The organism is Bradyrhizobium sp. CCGUVB1N3 (genome assembly GCF_024199925.1).
GTDB lineage: Bacteria > Pseudomonadota > Alphaproteobacteria > Rhizobiales > Xanthobacteraceae > Bradyrhizobium.
This window is the reverse complement of record NZ_JANADR010000001.1, coordinates 1935981-1959378: the sequence shown is the minus strand read 5'-3', so window position 1 is coordinate 1959378 and position 23398 is coordinate 1935981. Positions and strand designations below refer to the sequence as shown.

Below are 23398 nucleotides of genomic sequence, written 5' to 3'. Positions count from 1 at the left end.
TTATGCCGTCACGATTCCTCGTCCCATCCCGGCTCCCCGTGGCGCTTCCTCCGCTCGATTCGCCTGACTGGCACAGCCCTTGGCGCGCCTTTGCGTGGGGGCTGCGCTCGATCACGCAGACCATCCTCACCATCGTGCTGTTCGTGACCTATCTCGGCATCGGGGCGCTGGCGCATGACACGCATTTCAGCCTGGCCTGGGCGCTGGCCTCGACGCTGTTCGTCTGGGCGGGGCCGGCGCAGATCATCCTGATCACGACGCTCGGCTCCGGGGCGACCGTCATCCAGTCGGCGATTGCCGTCACCGTCAGCGCCATCCGCCTGTTTCCGATGGTGGTGTCGGTCCTGCCCTTGATGCGCACGCCGGCGACAAAACGGCGCGAGCTGATCTTCGCGGCGCACCTCACCGCCGTGACGCTGTGGGTCGAATGCCACCGCTTCCTGCCGCAGGTGCCGCGCGAGCGGCGGATTGCCTTCGTCCACGGGCTCGGCTGCGGCCTCGTCTCGGTGTGCCTGGCCGCCAACACCGTCGGCTATGTCCTCGCCGCCAACCTCACGCAGGCGCTGGGCGCGGCGATCCTGCTGCTCACGCCGTTGTCGTTCCTGTTCTCGACGGCGCGCAACAGCCGGGAGATCGCCGATGTCGTCGCGCTGGTGCTCGGGCTCGTGCTCTATCCGCTGGCCGCGAGGATGAACAGCGGCCTCGACATCCTCGTCAGCGGTGTCGTGGCGGGCACCATCGCTTATGGCGTCCATTTCTGGCGGGAGGCGCGCGCATGAGTGCCTTCATCGGCGACTGGCATGCACTTGCCGTGCTGTTCGTGGCCGGCGTTATTCCCAACCAGATATGGCGCATGCTGGGCCTGTGGTTCGGCGGCGGTATCGACGAGGGCTCGGAGCTGCTGGTCTGGGTGAGGGCGGTGGCGACCGCGATCCTGGCCGGCGTTATCGCCCAGATTGTGGTCCAGCCGCCGGGCGCGCTCGCCAGCGTGCCCGATGTCTTGCGCTATGGTGCGGTGGTCGCGGGCTTCATCGTCTTCATGCTGAGCCGTCGCTCGACCTTTGCCGGCGTCGTCACCGGCGAGCTGTTCATGCTGGCCGGCAAGTGGTGGCTGGGTTAGCTGCTGCTGCCCCTCATGGTGAGGAGGCCGCGGAGCGGCCGTCTCGAACCATGCAGGCCCGGCTGGTGGCCTTCATCCTTCGAGACGCGCGTTCCGCGCTCCTCAGGATGAGGGGAGAGAGTCGTGTTTGCTGCAGTGTGCTGATCGGCTAGAGTCTGCTCGAACAGCAAGGGACATGAATAATGGTTCGCGAAAATGAGCTCCGCGAAGGTGAGGTCGCGATCGAGCTGCCGGCGACGCAGGATGCCGGCCTCGTCTTCATCGGCCGGATCCGCACGCCCTGGACCTCGCGGCTTCAGACGCCGCGGCAGGGACGGCATGACGGCCCGGTGTGCCGGCTGGAGATTTTCGAGCCCTTCGTGCCGGCGATCAAGGGCGTCGATTTCTACAGCAATCTCGAGGTGCTCTATTGGCTCGACCGGTCGCGTCGCGACATCATCCTGCAGAGCCCGAAGAATAACGAGAAGACCCGCGGCACGTTCTCGCTGCGCTCGCCGGTGCGGCCCAATCCGATCGGCACCTCGATCGTCAAGCTGGTCGGCATCGAGGGCAACACGATCCTGGTGCGCGGCCTCGACTGCATCGACAACACGCCGCTGATCGACATCAAGCCGGATCGTTGCGAGTTCACGCCACTCGCCGCACCGCAGGCGGGGGACTTCGAGACAGAGTAGGGAGCGCGCTGTCTCCACCTCGTCATTTCCGGGGCGCGACGAAGTCGCGAGCCTGCATCCATCGGGCGGTAGACAATGCGGAGCGAGTTAGGCTTGCTTCAACGCCGCGATCAGATTCGCCGCGTGCTCTTCCAGCACCTTGCCGTCTTCCTTGCGGCTCGCGGGCGGCAGCAGTGCGACACCGTCGTGGCGCGGCATCACATGCATGTGCAGGTGAAACACGACCTGTCCGCCGGCGGGCTCGTTGAACTGCTGCACGGTGATGCCGTCGGCGTCGAAGGCCTTCATCGCGGCGGCTGCGATCTTGTGCGCGCCGCGCGCGACATGGGCGTAGTCGTCCGGCCTGATGTCGAGGATGTTGCGGGCAGGGGCTTTCGGGATGACCAGCGTATGGCCGGGCGAGCGTGGCATGATGTCGAGGAACGCGAGCACGTGCTCGTCCTCATAGACCTTGTAGCAGGGGAATTCGCCGCGCAGGATTTTCGCGAAGACATTGTTGGGATCGTAGGCGCTCATGCGGCTGCTCCTGAAGTTGCGGCCTTACTGTCATCACCCAAGAGAAGCCGTCAAGGCGCCTCTTCGGCGGCTTTTCGGAACGGGCCCAATTCGGCAAGTTCGCGACCAGCTTCCGCGACATAGGCACGTTCGCGCTTGAGGTAATCGTCGATGGCACGGCGCAGGCCGGGATCGGCGATGAAATGCGCCGAATGCGTCGTTCGCGGAAGGTAGCCGCGTGCGATCTTGTGGTCGCCTTGTGCGCCGGCCTCGACATGCTTCAGGCCGTGTTTGATCGCAAAATCGATCGCCTGATAGTAGCAGACCTCGAAATGCAGGAACGGATGATGCTCGATCGCGCCCCAGTTGCGACCGAACAGCGTGTCCGAGCCGATGAAGTTGATGGCGCCCGCGATCCAGCGGTGATTGCGGCGGGCCATCACCAGGAGCACGTCGTTGCTCATGGTCTCGCCGATCAGCGAGAAGAATTCTCGCGTCAGATAGGGCCGGCCCCATTTGCGCGAGCCGGTTTCCATGTAGAAGTCGAAGAACGCGTCCCAGGCCTCCTCGGTGATGTCGCTGCCGGTCAGCCAGTGGATGCTGATGCCGGCGGCAAGCGCATCGCGCCGCTCGCGCTTGATCGATTTGCGGTGGCGCGAATTCAGGGTGGCGAGGAAGTCGTCGAAGGTCGCGAAGCCCTCGTTGTGCCAGTGGAACTGCTGGTCGGTCCGTTGCAGGAAACCGTGCTCGGCGAGCAGCTTCCATTCGGCCTCGCGCGCGAAGGTGACGTGCACCGAGGAGGCCTTGCTCACCCCGCACAACGCGATCAGCCCGCTCGCCAGGGCAGAGGCAATGCGCTCGCGATCGACGCCCTCGCGGATCAGAAGGCGCGGGCCGGTCGCCGGCGTGAAGGGAACCGAGACCTGGAGCTTCGGATAGTAGCGCCCACCGGCGCGCTGATAGGCATCCGCCCAACCGCGGTCGAAGACGTACTCGCCCTGCGAATGCGATTTCAGATAGCAGGGCACGACGCCCGCGACGCGGCCATCGAGCTTGGCAACGAGGTGCCACGGCCCCCAGCCGGTGCGCGCCGTCGCCGAACCTGAATTCTCCGCCGCCGACAAAAAGGCATGGGAAACAAAGGGGTTATAGGCGGGCTTTGAAAGTGCGATGGAGGTGCCGGATAGCCCGGATGAGGTTCCCGCGTCCTTGCCATTGCAGACACGAGCAGGATTGGCGCAAGCGTCCCAATCCTCAGCGAAAACATCGCCAATGGAAGGCACGGCCTCGAGCGTGATTTCGGATGATGCCATCGCGTGTCTTGAAGAACCCTGCAGAGAAGATCGTGCATTGCAGCAGCGACTTCAAGGGGCGGGAACCACACGTGCCCCGGACGCAGCGCAGCGCCTTGGCGGTGCGCTGCAGAGCCAGGGCCCATGCCGCGAATAAATTCGTGGGCCGCTTGGGTCCCGGCTCTGCGCAGCAACGCTGGCGCGTTGCAGCGCGTCCGGGACACGAGAGCTTGCGCTATGCGACGACGGCACCCTACGGCACAAACCCCTCAAAGATCATCTGGTCGGCAAATTGCCCGGCCCGTGTCCGCTGCTCGGGGGTACGGACGGTCCAGCCGAGCAGGGCGCAGCCGAAGACGTTGCGCGCGATCCATGGCGCCGGCGTCGGCAGATCGTCGACTCTGAAGGCGACGAAATGCGGCTGGGTTTGAAAGCCGTGGCGCAAGTACAGCATGCTGTCGCGCTGGGCTTGCGTCAGCTTTGCCCAGTACTCGTCCTCGTAGCTCCGCTGCGCGACGATGCCGCGTGGGCGCGAAGGCAACAGCTCGCGTAGCGCCAGCACCTGGTCCGGATCGAAGGACATGCCGACGGCGGGACCCTGGTAGGTCGCCAAGACCTCGGCCATGCGCCTGACGAGCTTGCGGTCGCCGCCAAAATGGCTCTTCACCTCGATCACCAGCGGCACCCGCCCGGCGACCATGGTGCAGAGGTCGGACAGCGACATCATCCGCTCGGACGTGTCCTTGAATTTGACAGCCCTGAGCTCGGCCGCAGTCTTCTCGATCAGCTCGCCGTCGCCCTCGGTCAGGCGGCCGAGCGCGTGGTCATGATGCACCATGGCCTCGCCGTCGGCGGAGAGCTGGATGTCGACCTCGATGGCGAAATTGCCCGCGATCGCAGCCTGCACCGCGCCCGCCATGTTCTCGACGATGCCACGTGAAATGTCATGCAGGCCGCGATGGGCGACCGGCCGCGCCGTCAGCCAATCCGGAGCACGCACGTCTCATGCTCCCGGATCAGGCGACCTCGAACAGGCCTTCGACCTCGACCGCGGCGTCTGCCGGCAGTGAGGCAACGCCGACGGTGGTGCGGGCGTGGCGGCCCTTGTCACCGAAGGCTGCGACCATCAGGTCGGAGGCGCCGTTCAGCACCTTCGGTCCGTCGACGAAATCCGGCGCCGAGTTGATGAAGCCGCCGAGCCGCACCACGCGCACGACCTTGTCGAGGTCGCCGAGCGCCGCCTTGACCTGCGCCAGCAGGTTGATGGCGCAGCCGCGCGCCGCCGCCGCACCCTCTTCGATGGAGACGCCGGCGCCCAGCTTGCCCTTGGCGATCAGCTTGCCGGCGGGATCGAAGCAGACCTGGCCCGAAACGAAGAGCAGGTTGCCGGTTCGCACGAACGGCACGTAATTGGCCACGGGAGTGGGGGCCTCGTGCAGCTTGATGCCCTGTTCCGCCAGTTTCTGCTCGACCGTGCCCGCCATGTTCCGACCTCGATGTCATCTGGAAATTCTGTCCGGCCTCAAGTCGGCCGGCGCGCCTGTTTCGCCGATTGCGCGGTTACATGCAAGGCGGCGAGGCGGTGGCCCGGGCGCCCGGCAGGGTTGCATCTTTCCGAGGCAAGGCAGTGTATTTCTGAGAAAAAAGCGCAACTTTCCGTGAAGCGGCCGCAGTTGCGACGCAATGCGGCGGTCATTAAAATGACGAATCTCGATTTCCCAAGGGATATTCATGGTGCACCTTTTCCGGACGTCGCTCGGTGTCATGGCGCTCGCGGCTGTCGCTGTTGGCGTTTCTGGCGGGGCTGAGGCCGCGAATGGTCCGTTCCTCTCGCACCAGGCCCTGTACGACTTGAGCCTCGTCAAGTCGCGCTCCAACTCGATCAACAGCGCGCGCGGGCGCATCCTCTATAATTTCGCCGGCAATTCCTGCGAGGGCTACACGTCGGAATTCCGCCAGGTCTCGGAGCTCGACAGCGGCGAGGGCAAGGTCACGCTCAGCGACCTTCGCTCCAACTCCTGGGAGGACGCGGCCGGCAAGAGCTATCGTTTCAAGATCGAGACGCGGATGAACGAGGTCGATTCGGGCCAGGTCGACGGATCGGCCGAGCGCGATGGCGACCACATCAACGTCAAATTGAAGCTGCCGGTGCCGAAGAATTTCACGCTCGACGGCACGACGGTGTTTCCGACCGAGCAGATCCAGCGGATCATTGCCGCCGCCAAGGAGGGCAAGTCGCTGCTCGAGCTCTCCGTCTATGACGGCTCCGACAATGGCGAGAAGGTCTACAACACGCTGACCGTGATCGGCCAGCCGATCACGCCAGACCGCGCGGCGTCCTCGCCCGATCCGTCGACGTCGGACGAGCATATGAAATCGCTGACGCGCTGGCCGGTCACCGTCAGCTATTTCGACCGCGAGGCCCAGCAGAAAGAGGGCGAGCAGACGCCCGTCTACGCGATGTCGTTCGAGCTCTACGAAAACGGCGTCTCCCGTGCGCTGGTGCTCGACTACAACGATTTCGTCATCTCCGGCGCACTCGGCAAGTTCGACGTCAAAGATAGCAAGCCCTGTAATTGACAGCTGGCGTTGAGCGCCGAGCCTCGCTACGCTCCCTCCCAATCATAAACGTCAGGGAGGCGCACATGCCGAAGATCGACCATCTCCGCCCAAGCGGCCTGCACCACAATCCGGCCTATTCACACGTCGTCACGGCCTCCGGCGCGCGCACCATCTACATCTCGGGGCAGGTATCGACCGATGAGGAGGGCAGGATCGTCGGCGAGGGCGATATCGCCGCGCAGACGACGCAGGTGATGCAGAACCTTGGCCTCGCGCTGAAAGCTGCGGGTGCGAGCTACGCGAACATCGTGAAGATCACCACCTTCGTCGTCGGCTACAAGCCCGAGCTGCGCCCGATCATCGGCAAGGCCCGCTCCGCTTTCTTCCAAGGCATGGAGCCGCCTGCCAGCACGCTCGTCGGCGTCACCGCGCTCGCGGCACCCGAATGGCTGATCGAGATCGAGGCGGTGGCAGTCGCGGATTGAGGCCACAGCGCTCGATCTCTCACCGTCACCCTGAGGTGCCGGAGCGAAGCGGAGGCCTCGAAGGGCGACGGCCCTTCTGCGGCAGCCGGGCCGTCCATCCTTCGAGGCTCTCCATGCGGTGCGTTGCGCCGCATGGAGAGCGCCTCAGGATGACGGGGCTGGCCTAGGCGTCCGCTACGCTCCGTCCCTCACTCCGGCTCCGTCTTCTCCGGCCCGTCATAGGCAATGCCGCGGATCACGGCGGCGCTGCCGAACTTCTTGCGCAAGCCGTCGATGGCGCGTTCGGCGTGGGCGGCGCGGCGGTCGAGCATGTCGGTGTCGTCGGTGGCCGAGCCCGTGCGCAGCGCGCTGACGCCGGCGCCCATCAGGCGGAAGGCGGTGCCATCGATCTCCTTGGCCAGCATCTCCCGGCAGATCGAAAAGATCTTGGCGGCGAGCTGCGTCGGCGCGTTGATCGACTGCGAGCGGGTGCGCTGGCGGAAGTCGGCGGTCTTCAGCTTCAGCGTGATGGTCGCGCCCGCAAGCTCGCTGCTCTTGAGCCGCGACGACGTCTTCTCGCACAGCCGCCACAAGATCTTCTCCAGCGTCGCGAAGTCGCGGATGTCGGTCTCGAACGTGGTCTCGCTGGAAATCGTCTTGGCGCCGCGATCCGGCTCGACGCGGCGATCGTCGATGCCGCGGGCGAGCCGCCACAGCCTGCGGCCATCGCTCGGAAACTGCCGCATCAGCTCGATCTCGTCGGCCTTCTGCAGATCGGCGATGATGCGGAAACCGCGTTGCACCAGACGCTCCTGGGTCGCCGGGCCGACGCCGAAGATGAAGCCGACCGGCCTCGAAGCAAGCATCGAGCGCGCTTCCTCCTGATCGAGGCTCGCAAAGCCGCGCGGCTTATCGAGATCGGAGGCGATCTTGGCCAGAAACTTGTTGCAGGACAGCCCGACCGACACGGTGATGCCGATGTCGCGTTCGACGTCGCGGGCAAAGCGCGCCAGCACCTTTGCCGGGATCATGCCGTGAACGCGCTCGGTGCCGGAGAGATCGAGAAAGGCTTCATCGATCGAGAGCGGCTCGACCAGCGGCGTCAACGCCTGCATGGCGTGGCGCACCTCGCGGCCGACGCGCACATATTTGGCCATGTCGGGCCGGATCACGGTCGCATGCGGGCAGGCTTCCAGTGCCTTGAACATCGGCATGGCCGAGCGCACGCCGAAGGTGCGTGCGATGTAGCAGGCCGCCGACACCACGCCGCGCTTTCCCCCGCCGATGATCACGGGCTTGTCGGCGATGTCGGGATTGTCGCGCTTCTCGACCGTCGCGTAGAAGGCGTCGCAGTCGATATGGGCGATCGTCAGGGCGGCGAGCGCGCGGTGGCGGACGAGGCGCGGGGAACCGCAGGCGGAACAGCGCCGCGCCGGCATGCCCTGGTCGGCCAGACAATCCCGGCAGAAGCAGCGGGGCCCGGCCGCCTCAGGGGTGCTCACGGCACGTCGCGCTCCCAGTGCGGGTCGCCGAGCACTTGCCGGGCCGCAGCGATGTTGGTCGGATGGAGTTCCGAGGCGCTCGCAAAGGCCTTCACGGTTGCGTCGTCGCGCAGCACGAAATCGAGCACGCTGATCAGGAAATTCGGGTCTGAGGCCGCGTTTCGCAGGGTCTCCGGGCCGATGCCTGTCTCAGCCAGAAACAGGCCCAGCCGCTCCGGATCGCCGGCGACGAAGGACAATGCCTGAATCGCAACGATTTCAGCTACTTCGCGGGGGTTTTGAACAGGCTTTTTCAAGCGGACAGTTTGCCTTTCCGTTAACTTTCGGTCTCTAATTTGGAATCATCATGCCCGAGTCTGGTGATCCCAGACAAGCAACTGGAAACCACTTCTCGGAAAGTTGGCCCTCGGGTTTAACGAAACTAGAGCGAATCTGAGGCTAGTTTGAATCCAGTTTTCGAAGCGCCCGCGGAAGGCGCCTGAGGCGTCACATGTCGAACAGGTCTCCTGACAATGGGGAGGGACGGGATGACTAAGACCGTCCTGATCGTGGAGGACAACGAGCTCAACATGAAGCTCTTCCGCGACCTGTTGGAGGCGCACGGCTATCAGACTTCGGGCACCAGCAACGGCTACGAGGCGCTGGATCTCGTTCGCAAGATGCGTCCCGATCTCGTGCTGATGGATATCCAGTTGCCGCAGGTGTCGGGGCTCGAGGTGACGCGCTGGATCAAGGACGATCCGGAGCTGCGCAACATTCCCGTGGTCGCGGTGACCGCATTCGCGATGAAGGGCGACGAAGAGCGCATACGCGAGGGCGGCTGCGAGGCGTATCTTTCCAAGCCGATCTCGGTCGGCAAGTTCATTGAGACGGTCCGGCGTTTTATCGGGTAGGGGAGTAATTTCAGTGTCCGCGCGTATCCTCGTCGTCGATGACGTCCCCGCCAACGTCAAGCTGCTGGAAGCCCGCCTCTCCGCCGAATATTTCGACGTGATGACGGCCTCGAACGGCGCCGAGGCGCTGGCGATCTGCCGAAGAGCCGAGTGCGACATCATCCTGCTCGACGTCATGATGCCCGACATCGACGGGTTCGAGGTCTGCCGCCGGCTGAAGACCGATCCGGTGACGCATCACATCCCCGTCGTGATGGTGACCGCGCTCGACAGCCCCGCCGACCGCATCCGCGGCCTGGAAGCGGGCGCCGACGATTTTCTCACAAAACCCGTCTCCGACGTCGTGCTGATCGCGCGCGTGCGATCGCTGACGCGGCTGAAGATGATGACGGATGAGCTGCGCATGCGCGCCATCACCTCGCTCGAGATCGGCGTGCAGGCCCCGGAGCGCAGCGCGGTGGCCGACACCGGCAAGGGCGGCCGCATCCTCCTGGTCGACGACCGCCAATCCTCCTATGAACGGCTGGCGACCCTGCTTGCCGCCGAGCATACGGTCGACGTCGAGCCCAACCCGACGGAGGCGCTGTTCCACGCCGCCGAGGGCAATTACGACCTCTTGATCGTCTCGCTCGACCTCAACAATTTCGACGGGCTTCGCCTGTGCAGCCAGGCGCGCTCGCTGGAGCGCACCCGCCACGTGCCGATCCTTGCCATTGCCGATGCCGACAGCGGCACGCGGCTGCTCCGCGGGCTGGAGATCGGCGTCAACGACTATCTGCTCCGCCCCGTCGACAAGAATGAGCTGCTCGCGCGTGCGCGCACGCAGATCCGCCGCCGCCGCTACACCGATCATTTGCGCGACAACGTGCAGAACTCGATCGAGATGGCGATCACCGACGCGCTCACCGGCCTGCACAACCGCCGCTACATGGAGAGCCATCTGGCGACGCTCGCCGAACAGGCCTCGACGCGCGGCAAGCCGCTGGCGCTGATGATTCTGGACATCGACTATTTCAAGTCGATCAACGACAATTACGGGCATGACGCCGGCGACGACGTCTTGCGCGAATTCGCGGTGCGCGTGCGCAAGTCGATCCGCGGCATCGATCTCGCCTGTCGCTATGGCGGCGAGGAGTTCGTCATCGTGATGCCGGAGACCGACCTGCACGTTGCCGGCATGGTCGCCGAGCGCCTGCGTCGCTCGATCGCGGGCGAGCCGTTCTCCGTCCACAAGGGTACCAAGCGCATCGAGGTGACGATCTCGATCGGCCTCACCACGCTGGAGCAGAAGGGCGAGGCCGTCGCCGACGTGCTCAAGCGTGCCGACACCGCGCTCTATCGCGCCAAGCACGACGGCCGCAACCGCGTGGTGTCGCAGGCGGCGTAGGGACGGATCAGGGACGCAATAGGCGCGCTACAAACTCCCGTGTCGTCCCGGCGAAAGCCGGGACCCATTACCCCAGGGAGGGTTGTGGTGCGTACAACCGACCACGAGTCTTCGCCAAAACGACTTCCTGTGGCTATGGGTCCCTGATCTGCGCTTCGCTTGTCCGGGACGACGGCTGTCATTGTTGCGCCTACTTGCCTCGCTTCGCCGCCGTCTCCTTCGCACCATCTCCCACATCCACCCCCGCATTCCGCAGCAGTACCTTCGCCGCTTCCTTCGCCGCGCGGGCCATCGCAGGGTCGTCGCGCACGAGGTCCTGCGCGATCGAGCCGTCGACCAGCAGTACGAGCTGCGTCGCCAGCGCCTCGGCGTCAGTCACGCCGAGCTCGATGAGCCGGTCGCGAAACCAGAGCCGGCGGCTCTCCTTGAAGGCCTTCGCGATCTTTTTCACGGCGCGGTCTTCGGTTCCGAGCTCTGCCACCGCATTCACGAACGGGCAGCCGCGAAAATCCTTGGCGGCGAAGCGGCGCTCCAGCGAATCGAAGGTGGCGAGGATCTGCTCGGCCGGCGGCTTGTCCGAGGGACGAGGCTGAACAAAACGTCGCGCGAGATAGGCCGCGATCAGCGCGTCCTTGGATGGGAAGTGGTTGTAGAGCGTGCGCTTGGAGATGCCGATTTCGGCCGCGATGGTATCGACGCCGATGGCGCGGATGCCCTCAAGGTAAAACAGCCGGTCGGCGGTCTTGAGGATCCGCTCCGCCATATCCGTTTTTGTGGTAGCAGCCATTACACAGATCTGTTTACTTGGCGCTTGACAGCCATTCCAACTTCCAATCTTAGTTACACAGACCTGTGTAATCAAGCCGAATGCGGCGACGGGCCGCGGCTTCGGGGGGCAATCCTTCGGCCGTAACAAGAAAAGGGAGAACAACCATGCCGCTGCTGCAAGCGCTCCGTCCGACGCTCCCGATCCTGATCGGCGCCTCGCTGATGCTGACGCTGAGCATGGGCCTGCGCCAGTCGCTCGGCATCTTCCTTCAGCCCCTGACCCACGACGTCGGCATCTCCGTCACCGACTTCACCCTCGCGATCGCCGTGCAAAACCTCGCCTGGGGCTTCCTGCAACCGCTCGCCGGCGCGCTCACCGTGCGCCACGGCTTTCGCGTGATCATGATGGCCGGCGCGCTGCTCTACATCGTCGGCCTTGCGCTGATGGCAAGTGCCCAGGGCATGATTTTCGTGATGCTGGGGGCAGGGGTGCTGATCGGCACCTCGCTCGCCTGCACGGCGGCTGCGATGGCGATGTCGGTCGCCGCGCGAGCGGCGCCTGAAAGCGTGCGTTCGACGGTGCTCGGCATGGTCTCGGCCGCGGGCTCGCTCGGCGCGCTGTTGTCGGCGCCGATCGGACAGGTGCTCGCAGAAGGCTATGGCTGGCGGATCGGGCTCGCCGGTTTCGTGCTGCTGTCGCTCTTGATGCTGCCGGCGGCCTGGTTCGCCGGGCGCATCGATCGCATCCCGCTGCCCAGGACGAAGGGCCTCGGTGACGTCTCGGCAACGACGGCGACCGTGACCGCGTTCAGCAACGCATCCTTCTCGGTCATGACCGCCGCCTATTTCGTCTGCGGCATGCAACTCGTCTTCATCACCACGCACCTGCCGTCCTACCTTCAGATCTGTGGCATGGACCCGATGCTGAGCGCCAAGACGCTCGGCGTGATCGGCGGCTTCAACGTGCTGGGCTCGCTGTTCTTCGGTTGGGCCGGCCAGCGCTGGAACAAGCTCGCGCTCCTGGGCGGCATCTACGTTGCGCGCTCGCTGGTGCTCGCCTGGTACTTCATGCTGCCGCCGACTGAGGCCTCGACGCTCGTGTTCGGCGCTCTGATGGGATTTTTGTGGCTCGGCGTCGGCCCGCTCGTCGCCGGCGCTGTGGCCGAGATGTTTGGCCTGCAATGGCAGGCGATGATCCAGGGGCTGGCCTTCATGAGCCACCAGATCGGCAGCTTCGTCGGCGCCTATGGCGGCGGGCTGATCTATGACGCGCTGGGTTCCTACAACATGGCCTGGCGGATCGGCGTCGCGGTGGGACTTGCCGCGGGTATCGTGCAGATCGCCTTCGCGCTGATCCGCCCGACGGCGCCGCCGCTGTTGCAGACGGCGTAGGCATCGTCGGCCTCTGCTCATTCGTTGGGCGAAGCGCTTCTGCGTGAAGCAGCGCGCGTGACGCTTGTCGCACAGCAGCAAATTGGAATCGATGCGCGTTCAGTGGGTTGAGCGAGAAGCGTCAATGGCGTGAATTTTGCTTCTCCTTGACCAGGAATTGGAACCGTCTCTGACGCTTTCCGATCTGGCGACAAGGGAAAGGCCGATAAGCCATGAGGCTGGTCGTTGCCAGTCTCCAGCCATCGACACTCGACGACCTCATCGCGCCGAGCCGCGATCATTGTGTCCCGAAAATCCGAGCTGATCACGCTGGCCCAATCGCGCCGGCGCGAACGTTCGTGTCGCGGGTTCCAGTCAAGGCAATCGCCGGAAGACATCTCTTGCGACTTGGGAGGATGACGATGGAATCGAGAACATCCACGCGCCAAAGGCTCGTGACATTGCTGGTCGCGTTGCTGGGAATTGCGCTGCTCTACCTCGCCCTCGGCGATTTTGCTCTTGCCGAGGACGCGGCGCCGCCGGCTTGCGGCGGCAAGATCCTCGAGAGGTGCACGCCTAATCCTGGCGACACCGCCTGGATGCTCACCTCCGTCGCACTGGTGCTGATGATGACGGTCCCGGGGCTTGGGCTGTTCTATGGCGGCATGGTGCGCAAGAAGAACGTCGGCGACACCGTGATGACGAGCTTTGCGGTGACGTGCCTCGTCACGATCCTGTTCGCGATCGTGACCTACAGCCTGGCCTTCCGCGCCGGCACGCCGTTCATCGGCGGGTTGGACCGCATGTTCCTCAAGGACATCCTGAGCGACATCGGCAAGGGCGGCATCGGCAATCCCAATCCGCTCGCGGCAACGATTCCTGAGAGCGTCTACATCTGCTTCCAGATGACGTTTGCCATCATCACGCCGGCGCTGATCGCCGGAGCCTTTGCCGAGCGGATGAAATTCTCCGCGATGCTCTGGTTCATCGGCCTGTGGGCGATCTTCGTCTACGCGCCGGTCGCGCATTGGGTGTGGGGCCCCGACGGGATCTTCGCCTCCGGCAACGACGCCGCCTGGGTCAAGGTGCTGGATTTCGCCGGCGGGACCGTCGTGCATATCAACGCCGGCGTGGCGGGCCTGATGTGCGCCATCATGCTCGGCAAGCGCAAGGAGACGGGACCGGCCCATAACATGGTGCTCACCTTCATCGGCGCCTCGCTGCTCTGGGTCGGCTGGTTCGGCTTCAATGCGGGTTCCGCGGTGACGGCGGGCATGCAGGCCGGCATGGCGATGCTGGTGACGCAGATCGCAACGGCGGTCGCAGGCTTCACCTGGATGCTGGTCGAGTGGTCGCTCAAGGGCAAGCCGACGGTCGTCGGCATCTGCTCGGGCGCGGTCGCAGGCCTCGTCGCCATCACGCCCGCGTCCGGCTTCGTCGGCCCGATCGGCGCCTTCGTGATCGGCATCGCAGCCGGCGTGCTCTGCTACTGGGGATGTACCGGGCTGAAGGCCATGTTCAGCTACGACGATGCGCTCGATTGCTTCGGCGTTCACGCCGTCGGCGGCATCGTCGGCGCGCTGCTCACCGGTATCTTCGCTGTCGAGCAATATGGCGGCACCGCGGGCGCGCTGGAAGGCAATCCGGGCCAGTTCATCAACCAGTGCATCGGCGTCGCCACGGTGTTCGTCTACGACGCCGTCGTCAGCCTGATCATCCTCTATGTGGTCAAGCTGTTCGTCGGCTTGCGGGTGTCGGAGGATATGGAGCGCGACGGTCTCGACCTCGCACTGCATGGGGAGGTCGTGCACTAGATCAACGATACCAATGGTGAAGCCAATCCGGGCATCCGCGCTGGCCGCGGATGCACCGGCACGGGAGAGGGAACGATGACCGAGATCTTTGCGCAAGGTGACCTGCTGATCGAGCGGGTACCCGATGTGGCGCCATCGGGAACGCTCGCCGAAACTGCCGAGGGCATGCCGCTGGTCCTGCTGGAGGGCGAGGCGACCGGACATTGTCATGCGATCCGCGAGCGCGTGACGCTGTTTCGCGACGATGATCTGGCGCGCGACATTCCGGCCGGACTCTATATCGGGCATCTCCTGATCGGTGCAGCCTATGCGCGGGTGACGCATGAGGAACATGCGCCGCTGACGCTGCCGCGAGGGACCTACCGGGTGCGCCGCCAGCGCGAGCTTGGGCCACGCGATGCGCGCGTCATTGCCGACTAGACAGGCGCTGACGGCGGAGCAGACGGCGGCGCTTGCGGATTACGGTGTGCGGTGGGCTGCCGTTCGCCGATCGACTGCGCCTGCCGATCGCGGCGCGGCGGAGCAGGCAGTGCAGCTTGCCTATCGTGCCGCAGGACTTGCGCTGCCGGCGCGCATCGTCTGGTGCGACGGCCCGCTGGCGTTGGCCGAGCCAGCTCACAGGATGTTGCGCGAGGATGGCCCCAATGTGCGCTTCCGTCTCGTCGATCGTCTTCGTCGGCGCGTAGATTCAGTGGTTGAGACGCGTGTGCAGCGGAAGCTGCTTGCCGCGATCGATAGCGCGGTCAATCCCGCTGACTCGCTGGTCGCCGCTGCGGCCGAGGCGGTGACGCAGAGCGTGCCTGAGCAGACGCTGTCCGTGCTGGGCCATCTCCGCCGCCATGGCCTGTCATGGTCCGGCGTGCTCCAGGCGATGCTTGCCCCGCGGAGTTTTTCGTCCTGTGCAGCGGGGCCGCATGATCTTTCGTGGCTTGGCGCTTACGATTATCTCCGCGAGGTGCTGGGCTTGCGTGCCGAGACCGAGCCGCTGCGCGGCCTGATGCTGCTCGCCACCAGTGTCGGCTGGCTACAGCCGCATGAACGCACCTGCTGGCTCGTCGAGCGACCGAATCTGTTGTGCGGCGACACGCGCGACCGGTTGCATCACGCCAGCGGTCCGGCGCTGCGCTATCCGGACGGCTGGTCGATCTGGGCCTGGCGCGGGGTGGAGGTGCCGCGCTGGATCATCGAGCACAAGGACCGGATCACGCTGGCCGCGATCGACGAGCAGATCGACGTCCAGGTCCGCCGCTGCATGATCGAGATCATGACGCCGGAACGTTACGTCGCGCTCGGCGGCGCGACCTGCATCGCCGAGGACGAGACCGGAATCCTGTGGCGGCGGAACTGGCTCGCCGCGGACGCCTGGGCCGCGGTGGAGGTCGTCAACGCCACGCCCGAGCCGGACGGCACGCGCCGGCATTTCTTCCTCCAGGTGCCGGCCAATCTGCGCACCGCGCGCGAAGCGGTCGCCTGGACCTACGGCATGCGGGTGGAGGCCTATGCTCACCTCGTGCAGCGGACGTGACTCATTGGCGCGTAGCCAGCCATAGCCGATCGCTGCAACTGGACGAAGGCAAGGTAGTTCGCAACAAGGCGGCCAAACGCAACGCTCCCGACCTGTCCCCGCTTCGGCGCTTTCGGGGCAAAGCGGACTTCAACCAGCCGATGACGCCCGCTGCATCCGTCGAAAATGACCCGGAGCGGACTCAAGCCCCTTCACCGAGTCAGACGCGAGCCGTTTCGCGTCACGACCCAAACAGCCGCGTATCCAATCGGGTGTCGGCGTTCAGCGGCAGATCTTCGGCCGATTTGCCGACTGCAATACGATAGGTGCCAGCGGCGATGCGCCAGCGGCCGGCACTGTCATCGAAGCGGGCGAGGAGGCGCGGATCGGCGGTGATGGTCACGCGCTTCGATTCGCCTGGCTTCAGGACGACACGGTCGAACCCGAGGAGCCGCATGCGTTTGTAGCCCGCAGCTTCGGTCAGATAAACCTGCGGCACATCGGCGCCTTCATGTTGACCAGTATTGGTCACGGTCAACATGGCGGTGACGGTTTCGCCGCCACTCACATTCAAATCGCCATAGGAGAACGTCGTATAGCTCAGACCGTGGCCGAAAGCGTAGAGCGGCGCGACGCCTTTGTGCGCGTACCAGCGATAGCCAACCTCCGCGCCCTCGTCGTAGCGGATCGTCGTTGGCGTTCCCCAGGGAGTCGCGATGCCGGATAGCTCCGGCCGCGGCGTTTGGACAAGGCTCGCCGGAAAGGTGATCGGCAGCCTTCCCGAGGGATTGACCTTGCCGGTCAACACCTCGGCAATGGCCTGCCCGCCCGCCTGCCCGGGATACCAGGCCTGAATTATAGCCTTGACCTTGTCGCGCCACGGCATGGACACCGGGTTGCCGGTTTCCAGCACAACTATGGTGTTGGGGTTGGCGGTCGCGACCGCATCGATGATCGCGTCCTGGCCCCACGGCAAGGAAAGGTCGGGGAGGTCGAACGCTTCGCCCTCAACCCGAATCCCGAATGCGATGACCACGTCGGATCGCCCCGCCAGCAAGGCCGACTCCGCCGGCGTGTACCCTCCGTCGAACTCGATCTGAGCCTGCGGCAAGAGCTTCTTTAGCTCGGCGAGCGGCGACGATGGCAGGAGGAACAGGTTGCGTATGTTTCCCATCACGCCGTGTGCGCCTCCGATGTTTACGGTTGCTGCAAAGCCGCCTACCGGAAGAACGGCTCCTGAACCGGTGCCACTCGGCACACCCAATTGCGCATAGCCGCCGACAACGCCGATCTTTAGCGGCCTGTCCGTGGCGAGCGGCAGCGCGCCGTCGTTCGTCAGCAAGACGATGCCCTGCCGGGCGATTTCAAGCGCGATTTCGTTGTGCTTGCCAATGTCGACTGCGGGCGCAGCGCCCCACTTGTCGATGCCCACCGCGTAGGCTGAGCGCAGGATGCGGCGCACCATATCGGAGAGGCGCTCCTTCGGCAGTTTCCCCTCGGCGTAAGCTTTCCTCAGCCGGTCGGTGAACGCCTCGGCGCCCCACTGCTTGACATCCATCTGGATCCCGGATTCCTGGTCGAGTCCGTTGAGCGCGTAATCCCATTCGGGCACCGCGCCCCAATCCGACATCACGTAGCCCCTGTAGCCCCAGGCGCCTTTGAGCACTTCATTCAGCAAGTGATGGTTTCCGCTGAGGTAAAAGCCATTGACCTTGTTGTACCCGCTCATGATCGAGCCAGGCTGCGAGCGCTCGATCGCGATCTGGAACGCGAGCAGATCGGACTCGCGATGCGCGACGGGATCGATAACGGCATCGAGCCAGTGGCGGTTGGTCTCGTTGCAGTTCAGTGTGAAGTGCTTGAGAGTCGAGATGACACCCTCAGCCTGAATGCCGTTGACGGCTTCCGCGCCGAATACTGCGCTCACCCACGGATCCTCGGAGTAGTATTCGAAGTTCCGGCCATTGCGGACATCGCGAGCGAGGTTGATCCCGCCGGCGAGCATGATGTTGAACCCTCGCATCCGCGCCTCGCGGCCGATTGCGGCGCCGCCATAACGTGCGAGCTGCGGATTGAAGGTCGAGCCGACCACAATGGACGCCGGGAACGCTGTCGCGCCCTTGTCGTCGGGCCGATAGCCTGGGTTGGTGACGCCCATGCTGGCGTCGCTCGACTGTAGCGCCGGAATGCCCAGCCGCGGAACTCCGGGCGTATAGCCTGCACTCATGTTCTTGACGGCTTCAGGAATGCGCCTGTCACGAGGAACGCCAATGGAAGGAACGGCTCCGACGAGGCTGACGATGAGCGAGAACCGCTCGTCATCGGTCAACTTCTGTTCCGTTTCGCGCGCGCGCTCATCGGGTGATGACATGGCTGGCCTCGGCGAGGTTGTTTGTGCGACGGCGGGGCCGTCGCTGGAATTCGCAAACGCTGCTTAGCCGCCTAGCTTTGCAACCCCGCGCCGGGTGAAGTGCGCAATCATTGCCCATTCCTCCCTTGATCGCCCACACGGCCGGCGTGCCCTCAGTGTCTGCTCGTGCGACGGAGGCCTCGGCCTTTCAGATTTTCGACACTTCGTTAGGCACGGTGCGGAGCGCAGCCAAAGCACGCTTCAATGCTGAATGACATCACAGCGTTACCGCGACAGCCGTGAAGAACTTATGGAGACCTGACGCGGACTACCCTTGATCTAGGTCAAAAACCGCTGTGCGGCACCCTATTTATCTGTCGGGCAAGTTGGTCCCGCACTTTCGCGCCTACGCACGCATATTTGGAAGCTGGCCGGTGCCGGATATTGAAAGAGCGAGGAGCGGCGGCTGCACTTCCTCGACGAGGAGATGAGCCTGCTGGCCCGCACACTGGGTTCTCCGGCGACGTCGTCATCGAGCCGTTCGGTAGTGATGAGCGCGGGCAGTTCGAACGACATTACCGTCCAGTGCCAAGCTCACCAGAATCGGAAAACTGCTCGTCACGAAGGCGAGGAGCGCTCGCTCTGTCACGATGTTGGATTCGTAAGAGAACCGTTTGATCACCTCGGGATAGCTTGGAAAAACGGAGGGTCCGTCAATGAACGCCATAGCAGCCAAGTCGCCCGCTTCCATCGGCCGCCGCTTCCCTGACGGGTTCTACTGGGGCGTCGCCACGTCGTCGTACCAGATCGAGGGAGCATGGAACGACGATGGCAAGGGCATGTCGATCTGGGACACGTTTGCGCACACGCCCGGCAACATCAAGAACGACGACAACGGCGACGTCGCGAACGACCACTACCACCGGTACAAGGAAGACGTAGCGCTGATGAAATCGATCGGCGTCAAGGCGTACCGGTTCTCGATCGCCTGGCCGCGGATCTTCCCTGAAGGCACCGGCCAGCACAACCAGAAGGGGCTCGACTTCTACAAACGCCTCGTCGACGAGCTGCTCGGCGCGGGAATCGAGCCGTTCGCCACGCTCTACCACTGGGACCTGCCGCAGACGCTGCAAGACAAGTACGGCGGCTGGCGGTCCAAACAGACGGCGAAAGTATTCGCTGACTACGCCGGCTACGTGGCCGAGCAGCTTGGCGACCGTGTGAAGCACTACTTCACGATCAACGAGTTCCGCTCGTTCGTAGAGGGCGGCTACCAGGTTATCGACGTCGACGTTGGCGGCGGGAAGAAGGTCCGCCTTGGCGGTGCGCCCGGGCTCTCTCTCTCTCCGATTCCGAACTGAAGCAGGTCCGGCATCACGCCGTGCTCGGGCACGGCCTCGCTGTCCAGGCGATCCGGGCCCGCTCGCCGGCCGGCACAAAGGTCGGCTTCGCGGAAAACCTCAGCGTCGCGGTCCCGGTCATCGATGAGCCCGCGTACGTAAAGGCCGCGGAGACGGTGACGCGCGAGCGCAACGCCGGCTTCACGACGGTCATGCTCGAGGGGCGGTACACCGAGGCGTATCTGGCCGAGCCCGGCGGCGGGGCTCCCAAGTTCACCGAGGAGGAGCTGAAGACGATCGCCTCGCCGCTCGATTTCGTCGGCATCAACGTCTACAAGCCCCGTTGGTACGTAGAGCCGTCCGACGAGCCGCCGGGCTACCGGGACATCCCGCTTAACGCCTCCCATCCAAAGATGCAGTCGTCGTGGCATGTCCTCGACCCGGAGGTCATGTACTGGGCGTCACGCCATATGCAGAAGATCTGGGGCGCGCGGTCCATCTTCATCACCGAGAACGGCTGCGCAGCGTCCGACGTGGTTGCCGAGGACGGCAGGGTGTACGACTCGGACCGGGTGATGTTCCTGCGCGCTTGTTTGGGCCAACTCCAGCGGGCGACCTCGGAGGGCGTGCCGGTCGATGGGTACTTCCTCTGGAGCGCGCAGGACAATTTCGAGTGGATTGACGGCTTCGGCAACCGGTTCGGGCTGATCTACGTCAACTTCGACACGTTGGAGCGTATCCCGAAGCTGAGCGCCGAGTGGTTCCGGGAGGCGGCCCGGCAGAACGCAGTGGTGTAGGAGAAGCGGCGTGAGCGTCTTGGCGCTCATAGGGCTTGCATTGACGGCCAGCATCTTTCTCGCGGTGCTGGCAGTTGGCATGCGTGTCGCGCCCGCGGATTTGCGATATCTCTTCGGCAGGCCTTCGCTTCTCTTGCGGTCTCTGCTCGCCATGAACGTGCTGGCGCCGATCATCGCCGTGCTGATCTGCAAAATGTTCTCGCTGCATCCCGCGGTGACTCTCGCGCTCGTTACGCTCGCTGTCGCCCCGGTGGGATCCCTATTCTCGCAGGGCATGCTGCCACTTGTGGCGCCCGGAAATGCTGTCTACGCGAGAGGGCTTTTTTTCGCGAGCATCGTGCTGTCGGTGGTCCTCACGCCGCTCGCCGTCGAGCTGATGCAAGTGATCTTCGGCGGGGACGTGCATGTCAATCCGCTGTCGGTCACGGAAGTGGTAGTCAGTTCCGTGCTGCTGCCACTCGGCATCGGCCTTGCGATCGCGCGGTGGTGGCCCGCAGCGACGCGGTGGAACTCCGCGATTCAGACGGTGAGTTCTGTCGTGCTCGCTGTCTGCAATGTCGCCCTTCTGGTTGTCGTTTGGTCTCGCCTGGGCTTGGTCATCCAGGAAGGCACATTGACGGCAATTACCATGGTGACGCTGATTGGGCTCGCCGTCGGTCATTTTCTCGGCGGGCCCGGCCCGGACGACCGCACCGTACTCGCGTTTGCGACGGTATCGCGTCATCCCGGCGTCGCGATCGTCGTCGCGGGTCTCATGGATCAACCGCTGGCCCCAATCGGCGTTCTATTCGCCGTCATCGTGAGCGAGATTGCTGTCGCTCCCTACCAACTGTGGCGCAAGCGGATGCGAGCCACCGGGCCCACGACCCACGGCGTACGCTAAATACGAGTAACTGCACAGGAGGCTGCAATGAGCGCAATTGAGATCGACAGCCTAAGATCGCTCCGTCTGCGGATCATCCCGACATTCGCTGTGGCTTGCCTGATGATCCAGGCGGCCGCCGCCCAGCAACCGGCTACGCCTGACGTCCTTGAATACAAGGGAACGGTGGCCGCTGCGCGCGAAGCGGAAGTAGCGCCCCGGCTTGATGGACTTCTGCTCAAGATCAACTTCACCGCCGGCCAGCTTGTCAAGAAAGGCGATCTTCTGTTCGAGTTCGCGTCAAAGGACAAGGAACTCTCCGTCGCAGTTGCCCAGGCACACCTGAAAGAGGCGGAGGCGCAGTTGCGCCTTGTCGAGGTCAAGCTAAAGAACGCGCAGACCCTCCGGACCCGCAACGTTACCTCCCAAATGCAGTTGCTGGAGGCGGAAGCACAGCGCGATCTCGCGGCGGCCAAGGCCGACGAAGCACGTGCCAACGTGCAGCTTGCCGACCTGGCTTTGCAGCAAACGAAGCTTTACGCGCCAATATCTGGCATCATCGGTCGTCCCTTGGTCAATGAAGGAGCGTACATCACCAAGGAGGCGCGCGATCAGAGTCGTCTCGCCACCATCGTCCAATTGGATCCAATTCATGTGGTCGGTCAGGCGCCTGCCGCCATGTATTTTCAGCGCGGCGAAACGGTCCCGAGCATTGAGCAGATTGCCGAGCGGCGTGAGTTCGGCATCGTCCTGCCAAACAGCGACAAGTATCCACACAAGGGACGTCTCGCCGCAGGGAGCTACGAGTTCGATGTAGCAACGCAGACGACCCAGATCGCTGTGGAGTTTCCGAACCCAGACTATCTGTTGAGGCCCGGCCTCAACGTAACCCTACAATCGTTGATCCGCGCGAAGTAAGGCGGCTGACAAGGCAGCTTTTTGTCTTCGGTCAACTTCTGATTCTGCCCCATCGCGTCGTTTTGCTGCTCCTGCACAAAAGTGGTCATGATTGGAGCGAAGCGGATATGACCCATGAGTGCGCGCCTAGCTGCGGTAGTAGCGCCACATCCTCAGGAACGTGCGATGGATCATGTCGGGCGGCTGGTCGAACGGCTCGACATTGATCCGCACCATGTTGGTGTGGCTCATCCGCCAGGGCAGGCGCATCAGCCAGCGCCAGGACGGCTGCTTGCGCCAGTCTGCGACCAGTGCGCTGGTCAGCGGCACATTCAGCCGCTGCGCGGCCTGATGCTGCTCGCCACCAGTGTCGGCTGGCTACAGCCGCATGAACGTACCTGCTGGCTCGTCGAGCGACCGAATTTGTTGTGCGGTGACGCGCGCGACCGGTTGCATCACGCCAGCGGTCCGGCGATGCGCTATCCGGACGGCTGGTCGATCTGGGCCTGGCGCGGGGTGGAGGTGCCGCGCTGGATCATCGAGCACAAGGACCGGATCACGCTGGCCGCGATCGACGAGCAGATCGATGTCCAGGTCCGCCGCTGCATGATCGAGATCATGACGCCGGAACGTTATGTCGCGCTCGGCGGCGCGACCCGCATCGCCGAAGACGAGACCGGAATCCTGTGGCGGCGGAACTGGCTCGCCGCGGACGCCTGGGCCGCGGTGGAGGTGGTCAACGCCACGCCCGAGCCCGACGGCACGCGCCGGCATTTCTTCGTCCAGGTGCCGGCCAATCTGCGCACCGCGCGCGAGGCGGTCGCCTGGACCTACGGCATGCGGGCGGAGGCCTATGCGCAGCTCGTGCAGCGGACGTGAGTCATTGGCGCGTAGCCAGCCATAGCCGATCGCTGCCACTGGACGAAGGCAAGGAGGTCGCAGCAAGGCGGCCAAACGCAACGCTCCCGGCTTCGGCGCTTTCGGGGCAAAGCGGACTTCAACCAGCCGATGACGCCCGCTGAATCCGTCGAAACTGACCCGACTCGGACATAGGTCTCTGCATTATGGTAGGGACTATGACCTAGAGAGCTGTTGCGACTTGCCGACATTTCTCTGATGGCAGCGCACGCTTGTCTGCATCCGTGACCTGACCTGCTGAATTGCATGCGGCACTGCAGCGGTCGCGTCGCGGAGATTTAGGCACTGCAACGCCCGCTGCGTCAAAGGCTTGAGCGCCCCGAGGCTCGCGCCCCTAGTGGCTTTCTGCTTGTAAAACAGGTTTCGCACGATCAGAATTCAAGAGCAG

At 64.3% G+C, this 23398-nt stretch carries 25 protein-coding genes; 16 read left to right on the top strand and 9 right to left on the bottom strand.

Going from position 1 to position 23398, the window contains the following annotated elements; all coding sequences use genetic code 11:
* Positions 1-38: 38 nt before the first annotated feature.
* The 3 genes from NLM33_RS09285 to tsaA all read left to right on the top strand — a co-directional run bounded on the left by NLM33_RS09285 (position 39) and on the right by tsaA (position 1794).
* Positions 39-779, top strand: a complete 741-nt coding sequence (locus NLM33_RS09285; protein ID WP_254105698.1) for an AzlC family ABC transporter permease — start codon at positions 39-41, stop codon at positions 777-779.
* A complete protein-coding gene (locus NLM33_RS09280) occupies positions 776-1120 on the top strand; it encodes an AzlD domain-containing protein (RefSeq protein ID WP_254095776.1) in 345 nt (114 codons plus the stop codon). Before NLM33_RS09285 ends, NLM33_RS09280 begins: the two co-directional genes overlap by 4 nt.
* 182 nt (positions 1121-1302) lie before the next feature.
* On the top strand, positions 1303-1794 hold the full coding sequence (gene tsaA, locus NLM33_RS09275; RefSeq protein ID WP_254095775.1) for a tRNA (N6-threonylcarbamoyladenosine(37)-N6)-methyltransferase TrmO: 492 nt from the start codon (positions 1303-1305) through the stop codon (positions 1792-1794).
* Positions 1795-1881: 87 nt separating this feature from the next.
* Here tsaA and NLM33_RS09270 read toward each other — a convergent pair whose 3' ends face one another.
* The 4 genes from NLM33_RS09270 to NLM33_RS09255 form a co-directional block, all read right to left on the bottom strand.
* Positions 1882-2310: an HIT family protein gene (locus NLM33_RS09270; RefSeq protein WP_254095774.1), complete on the bottom strand. Its 429-nt coding sequence runs from the start codon at positions 2308-2310 to the stop codon at positions 1882-1884.
* A 50-nt stretch (positions 2311-2360) separates the two neighbouring features.
* A complete protein-coding gene (locus NLM33_RS09265) occupies positions 2361-3602 on the bottom strand; it encodes a GNAT family N-acetyltransferase (protein ID WP_254095773.1) in 1242 nt (413 codons plus the stop codon).
* A 232-nt stretch (positions 3603-3834) separates the two neighbouring features.
* A complete protein-coding gene (locus NLM33_RS09260) occupies positions 3835-4581 on the bottom strand; it encodes a glycerophosphodiester phosphodiesterase (RefSeq protein ID WP_254095772.1) in 747 nt (248 codons plus the stop codon).
* Between the two features lie 16 nt (positions 4582-4597).
* On the bottom strand, positions 4598-5065 hold the full coding sequence (locus NLM33_RS09255; protein WP_254095771.1) for a RidA family protein: 468 nt from the start codon (positions 5063-5065) through the stop codon (positions 4598-4600).
* A gap of 247 nt (positions 5066-5312) precedes the next feature.
* Between NLM33_RS09255 and NLM33_RS09250 the strand changes: the two genes are divergently transcribed.
* Entirely contained in the window at positions 5313-6161 is an 849-nt protein-coding gene (locus NLM33_RS09250) for a cell envelope integrity EipB family protein (RefSeq protein ID WP_254095770.1), read from the top strand.
* 65 nt (positions 6162-6226) lie between these two features.
* The gene (locus NLM33_RS09245) at positions 6227-6628 is read left to right on the top strand and encodes a RidA family protein (RefSeq protein WP_254095769.1); all 402 of its coding nucleotides are present in this window, start codon (positions 6227-6229) and stop codon (positions 6626-6628) included.
* Positions 6629-6816: 188 nt separating this feature from the next.
* Here NLM33_RS09245 and NLM33_RS09240 read toward each other — a convergent pair whose 3' ends face one another.
* A complete protein-coding gene (locus NLM33_RS09240; protein WP_254095768.1) occupies positions 6817-8109 on the bottom strand; it encodes a DNA polymerase IV in 1293 nt (430 codons plus the stop codon).
* Entirely contained in the window at positions 8106-8405 is a 300-nt protein-coding gene (locus NLM33_RS09235; protein ID WP_254095767.1) for a DUF3572 domain-containing protein, read from the bottom strand. Before NLM33_RS09235 ends, NLM33_RS09240 begins: the two co-directional genes overlap by 4 nt.
* A gap of 231 nt (positions 8406-8636) precedes the next feature.
* Between NLM33_RS09235 and NLM33_RS09230 the strand changes: the two genes are divergently transcribed.
* Both NLM33_RS09230 and NLM33_RS09225 read left to right on the top strand, forming a co-directional pair.
* The gene (locus NLM33_RS09230; protein ID WP_254095766.1) at positions 8637-9002 is read left to right on the top strand and encodes a response regulator; all 366 of its coding nucleotides are present in this window, start codon (positions 8637-8639) and stop codon (positions 9000-9002) included.
* Positions 9003-9015: 13 nt separating this feature from the next.
* Positions 9016-10389, top strand: a complete 1374-nt coding sequence (locus tag NLM33_RS09225; protein ID WP_254095765.1) for a PleD family two-component system response regulator — start codon at positions 9016-9018, stop codon at positions 10387-10389.
* Between the two features lie 190 nt (positions 10390-10579).
* Here the strand turns inward: NLM33_RS09225 and NLM33_RS09220 are convergent, their stop codons facing one another.
* The gene (locus tag NLM33_RS09220) at positions 10580-11152 is read right to left on the bottom strand and encodes a TetR/AcrR family transcriptional regulator (protein ID WP_254105696.1); all 573 of its coding nucleotides are present in this window, start codon (positions 11150-11152) and stop codon (positions 10580-10582) included.
* A 170-nt stretch (positions 11153-11322) separates the two neighbouring features.
* On the opposite strand from NLM33_RS09220, the gene NLM33_RS09215 reads away from it, so the two are divergent.
* The 4 genes from NLM33_RS09215 (at position 11323) to NLM33_RS09200 (ending at position 15867) form a co-directional block, all read left to right on the top strand.
* Positions 11323-12549 carry an MFS transporter gene (locus NLM33_RS09215; RefSeq protein WP_254095764.1) on the top strand — a complete coding sequence of 409 codons (1227 nt, stop codon included), beginning with the start codon at positions 11323-11325 and terminating at the stop codon, positions 12547-12549.
* A 395-nt stretch (positions 12550-12944) separates the two neighbouring features.
* Entirely contained in the window at positions 12945-14342 is a 1398-nt protein-coding gene (locus tag NLM33_RS09210) for an ammonium transporter (RefSeq protein WP_371929924.1), read from the top strand.
* A gap of 75 nt (positions 14343-14417) precedes the next feature.
* Complete coding sequence (locus NLM33_RS09205; RefSeq protein WP_254095763.1) at positions 14418-14762, top strand: hypothetical protein; 345 nt, start codon at positions 14418-14420, stop codon at positions 14760-14762.
* Positions 14752-15867, top strand: coding sequence for a DUF6745 domain-containing protein (locus NLM33_RS09200; protein ID WP_254095762.1), 1116 nt, complete (start codon positions 14752-14754; stop codon positions 15865-15867). The genes NLM33_RS09205 and NLM33_RS09200 overlap by 11 nt, the downstream gene beginning before the upstream one ends.
* Before the next feature lie 220 nt (positions 15868-16087).
* On the opposite strand, the gene NLM33_RS09195 is transcribed toward NLM33_RS09200, so the two are convergent.
* The gene (locus tag NLM33_RS09195; RefSeq protein ID WP_254095761.1) at positions 16088-18217 is read right to left on the bottom strand and encodes a beta-glucosidase; all 2130 of its coding nucleotides are present in this window, start codon (positions 18215-18217) and stop codon (positions 16088-16090) included.
* A 695-nt stretch (positions 18218-18912) separates the two neighbouring features.
* Here NLM33_RS09195 and NLM33_RS09190 point away from each other — a divergent pair.
* The 4 genes from NLM33_RS09190 to NLM33_RS09175 are packed head-to-tail and all read left to right on the top strand — an operon-like array spanning position 18913 to position 22113.
* A complete protein-coding gene (locus NLM33_RS09190) occupies positions 18913-19557 on the top strand; it encodes a glycoside hydrolase family 1 protein (RefSeq protein ID WP_254095760.1) in 645 nt (214 codons plus the stop codon).
* A gap of 20 nt (positions 19558-19577) precedes the next feature.
* Positions 19578-20333, top strand: a complete 756-nt coding sequence (locus NLM33_RS09185; RefSeq protein ID WP_254095759.1) for a family 1 glycosylhydrolase — start codon at positions 19578-19580, stop codon at positions 20331-20333.
* A gap of 40 nt (positions 20334-20373) precedes the next feature.
* The gene (locus NLM33_RS09180; protein WP_254095758.1) at positions 20374-21216 is read left to right on the top strand and encodes a hypothetical protein; all 843 of its coding nucleotides are present in this window, start codon (positions 20374-20376) and stop codon (positions 21214-21216) included.
* A 27-nt stretch (positions 21217-21243) separates the two neighbouring features.
* A complete protein-coding gene (locus tag NLM33_RS09175; RefSeq protein ID WP_254095757.1) occupies positions 21244-22113 on the top strand; it encodes an efflux RND transporter periplasmic adaptor subunit in 870 nt (289 codons plus the stop codon).
* Between the two features lie 126 nt (positions 22114-22239).
* Here the strand turns inward: NLM33_RS09175 and NLM33_RS09170 are convergent, their stop codons facing one another.
* A complete protein-coding gene (locus NLM33_RS09170) occupies positions 22240-22422 on the bottom strand; it encodes a hypothetical protein (protein WP_254095756.1) in 183 nt (60 codons plus the stop codon).
* A gap of 21 nt (positions 22423-22443) precedes the next feature.
* Here NLM33_RS09170 and NLM33_RS09165 point away from each other — a divergent pair, with 21 nt between their 5' ends.
* Complete coding sequence (locus tag NLM33_RS09165) at positions 22444-22971, top strand: DUF6745 domain-containing protein (RefSeq protein WP_254095755.1); 528 nt, start codon at positions 22444-22446, stop codon at positions 22969-22971.
* Positions 22972-23398: the final 427 nt, after the last annotated feature.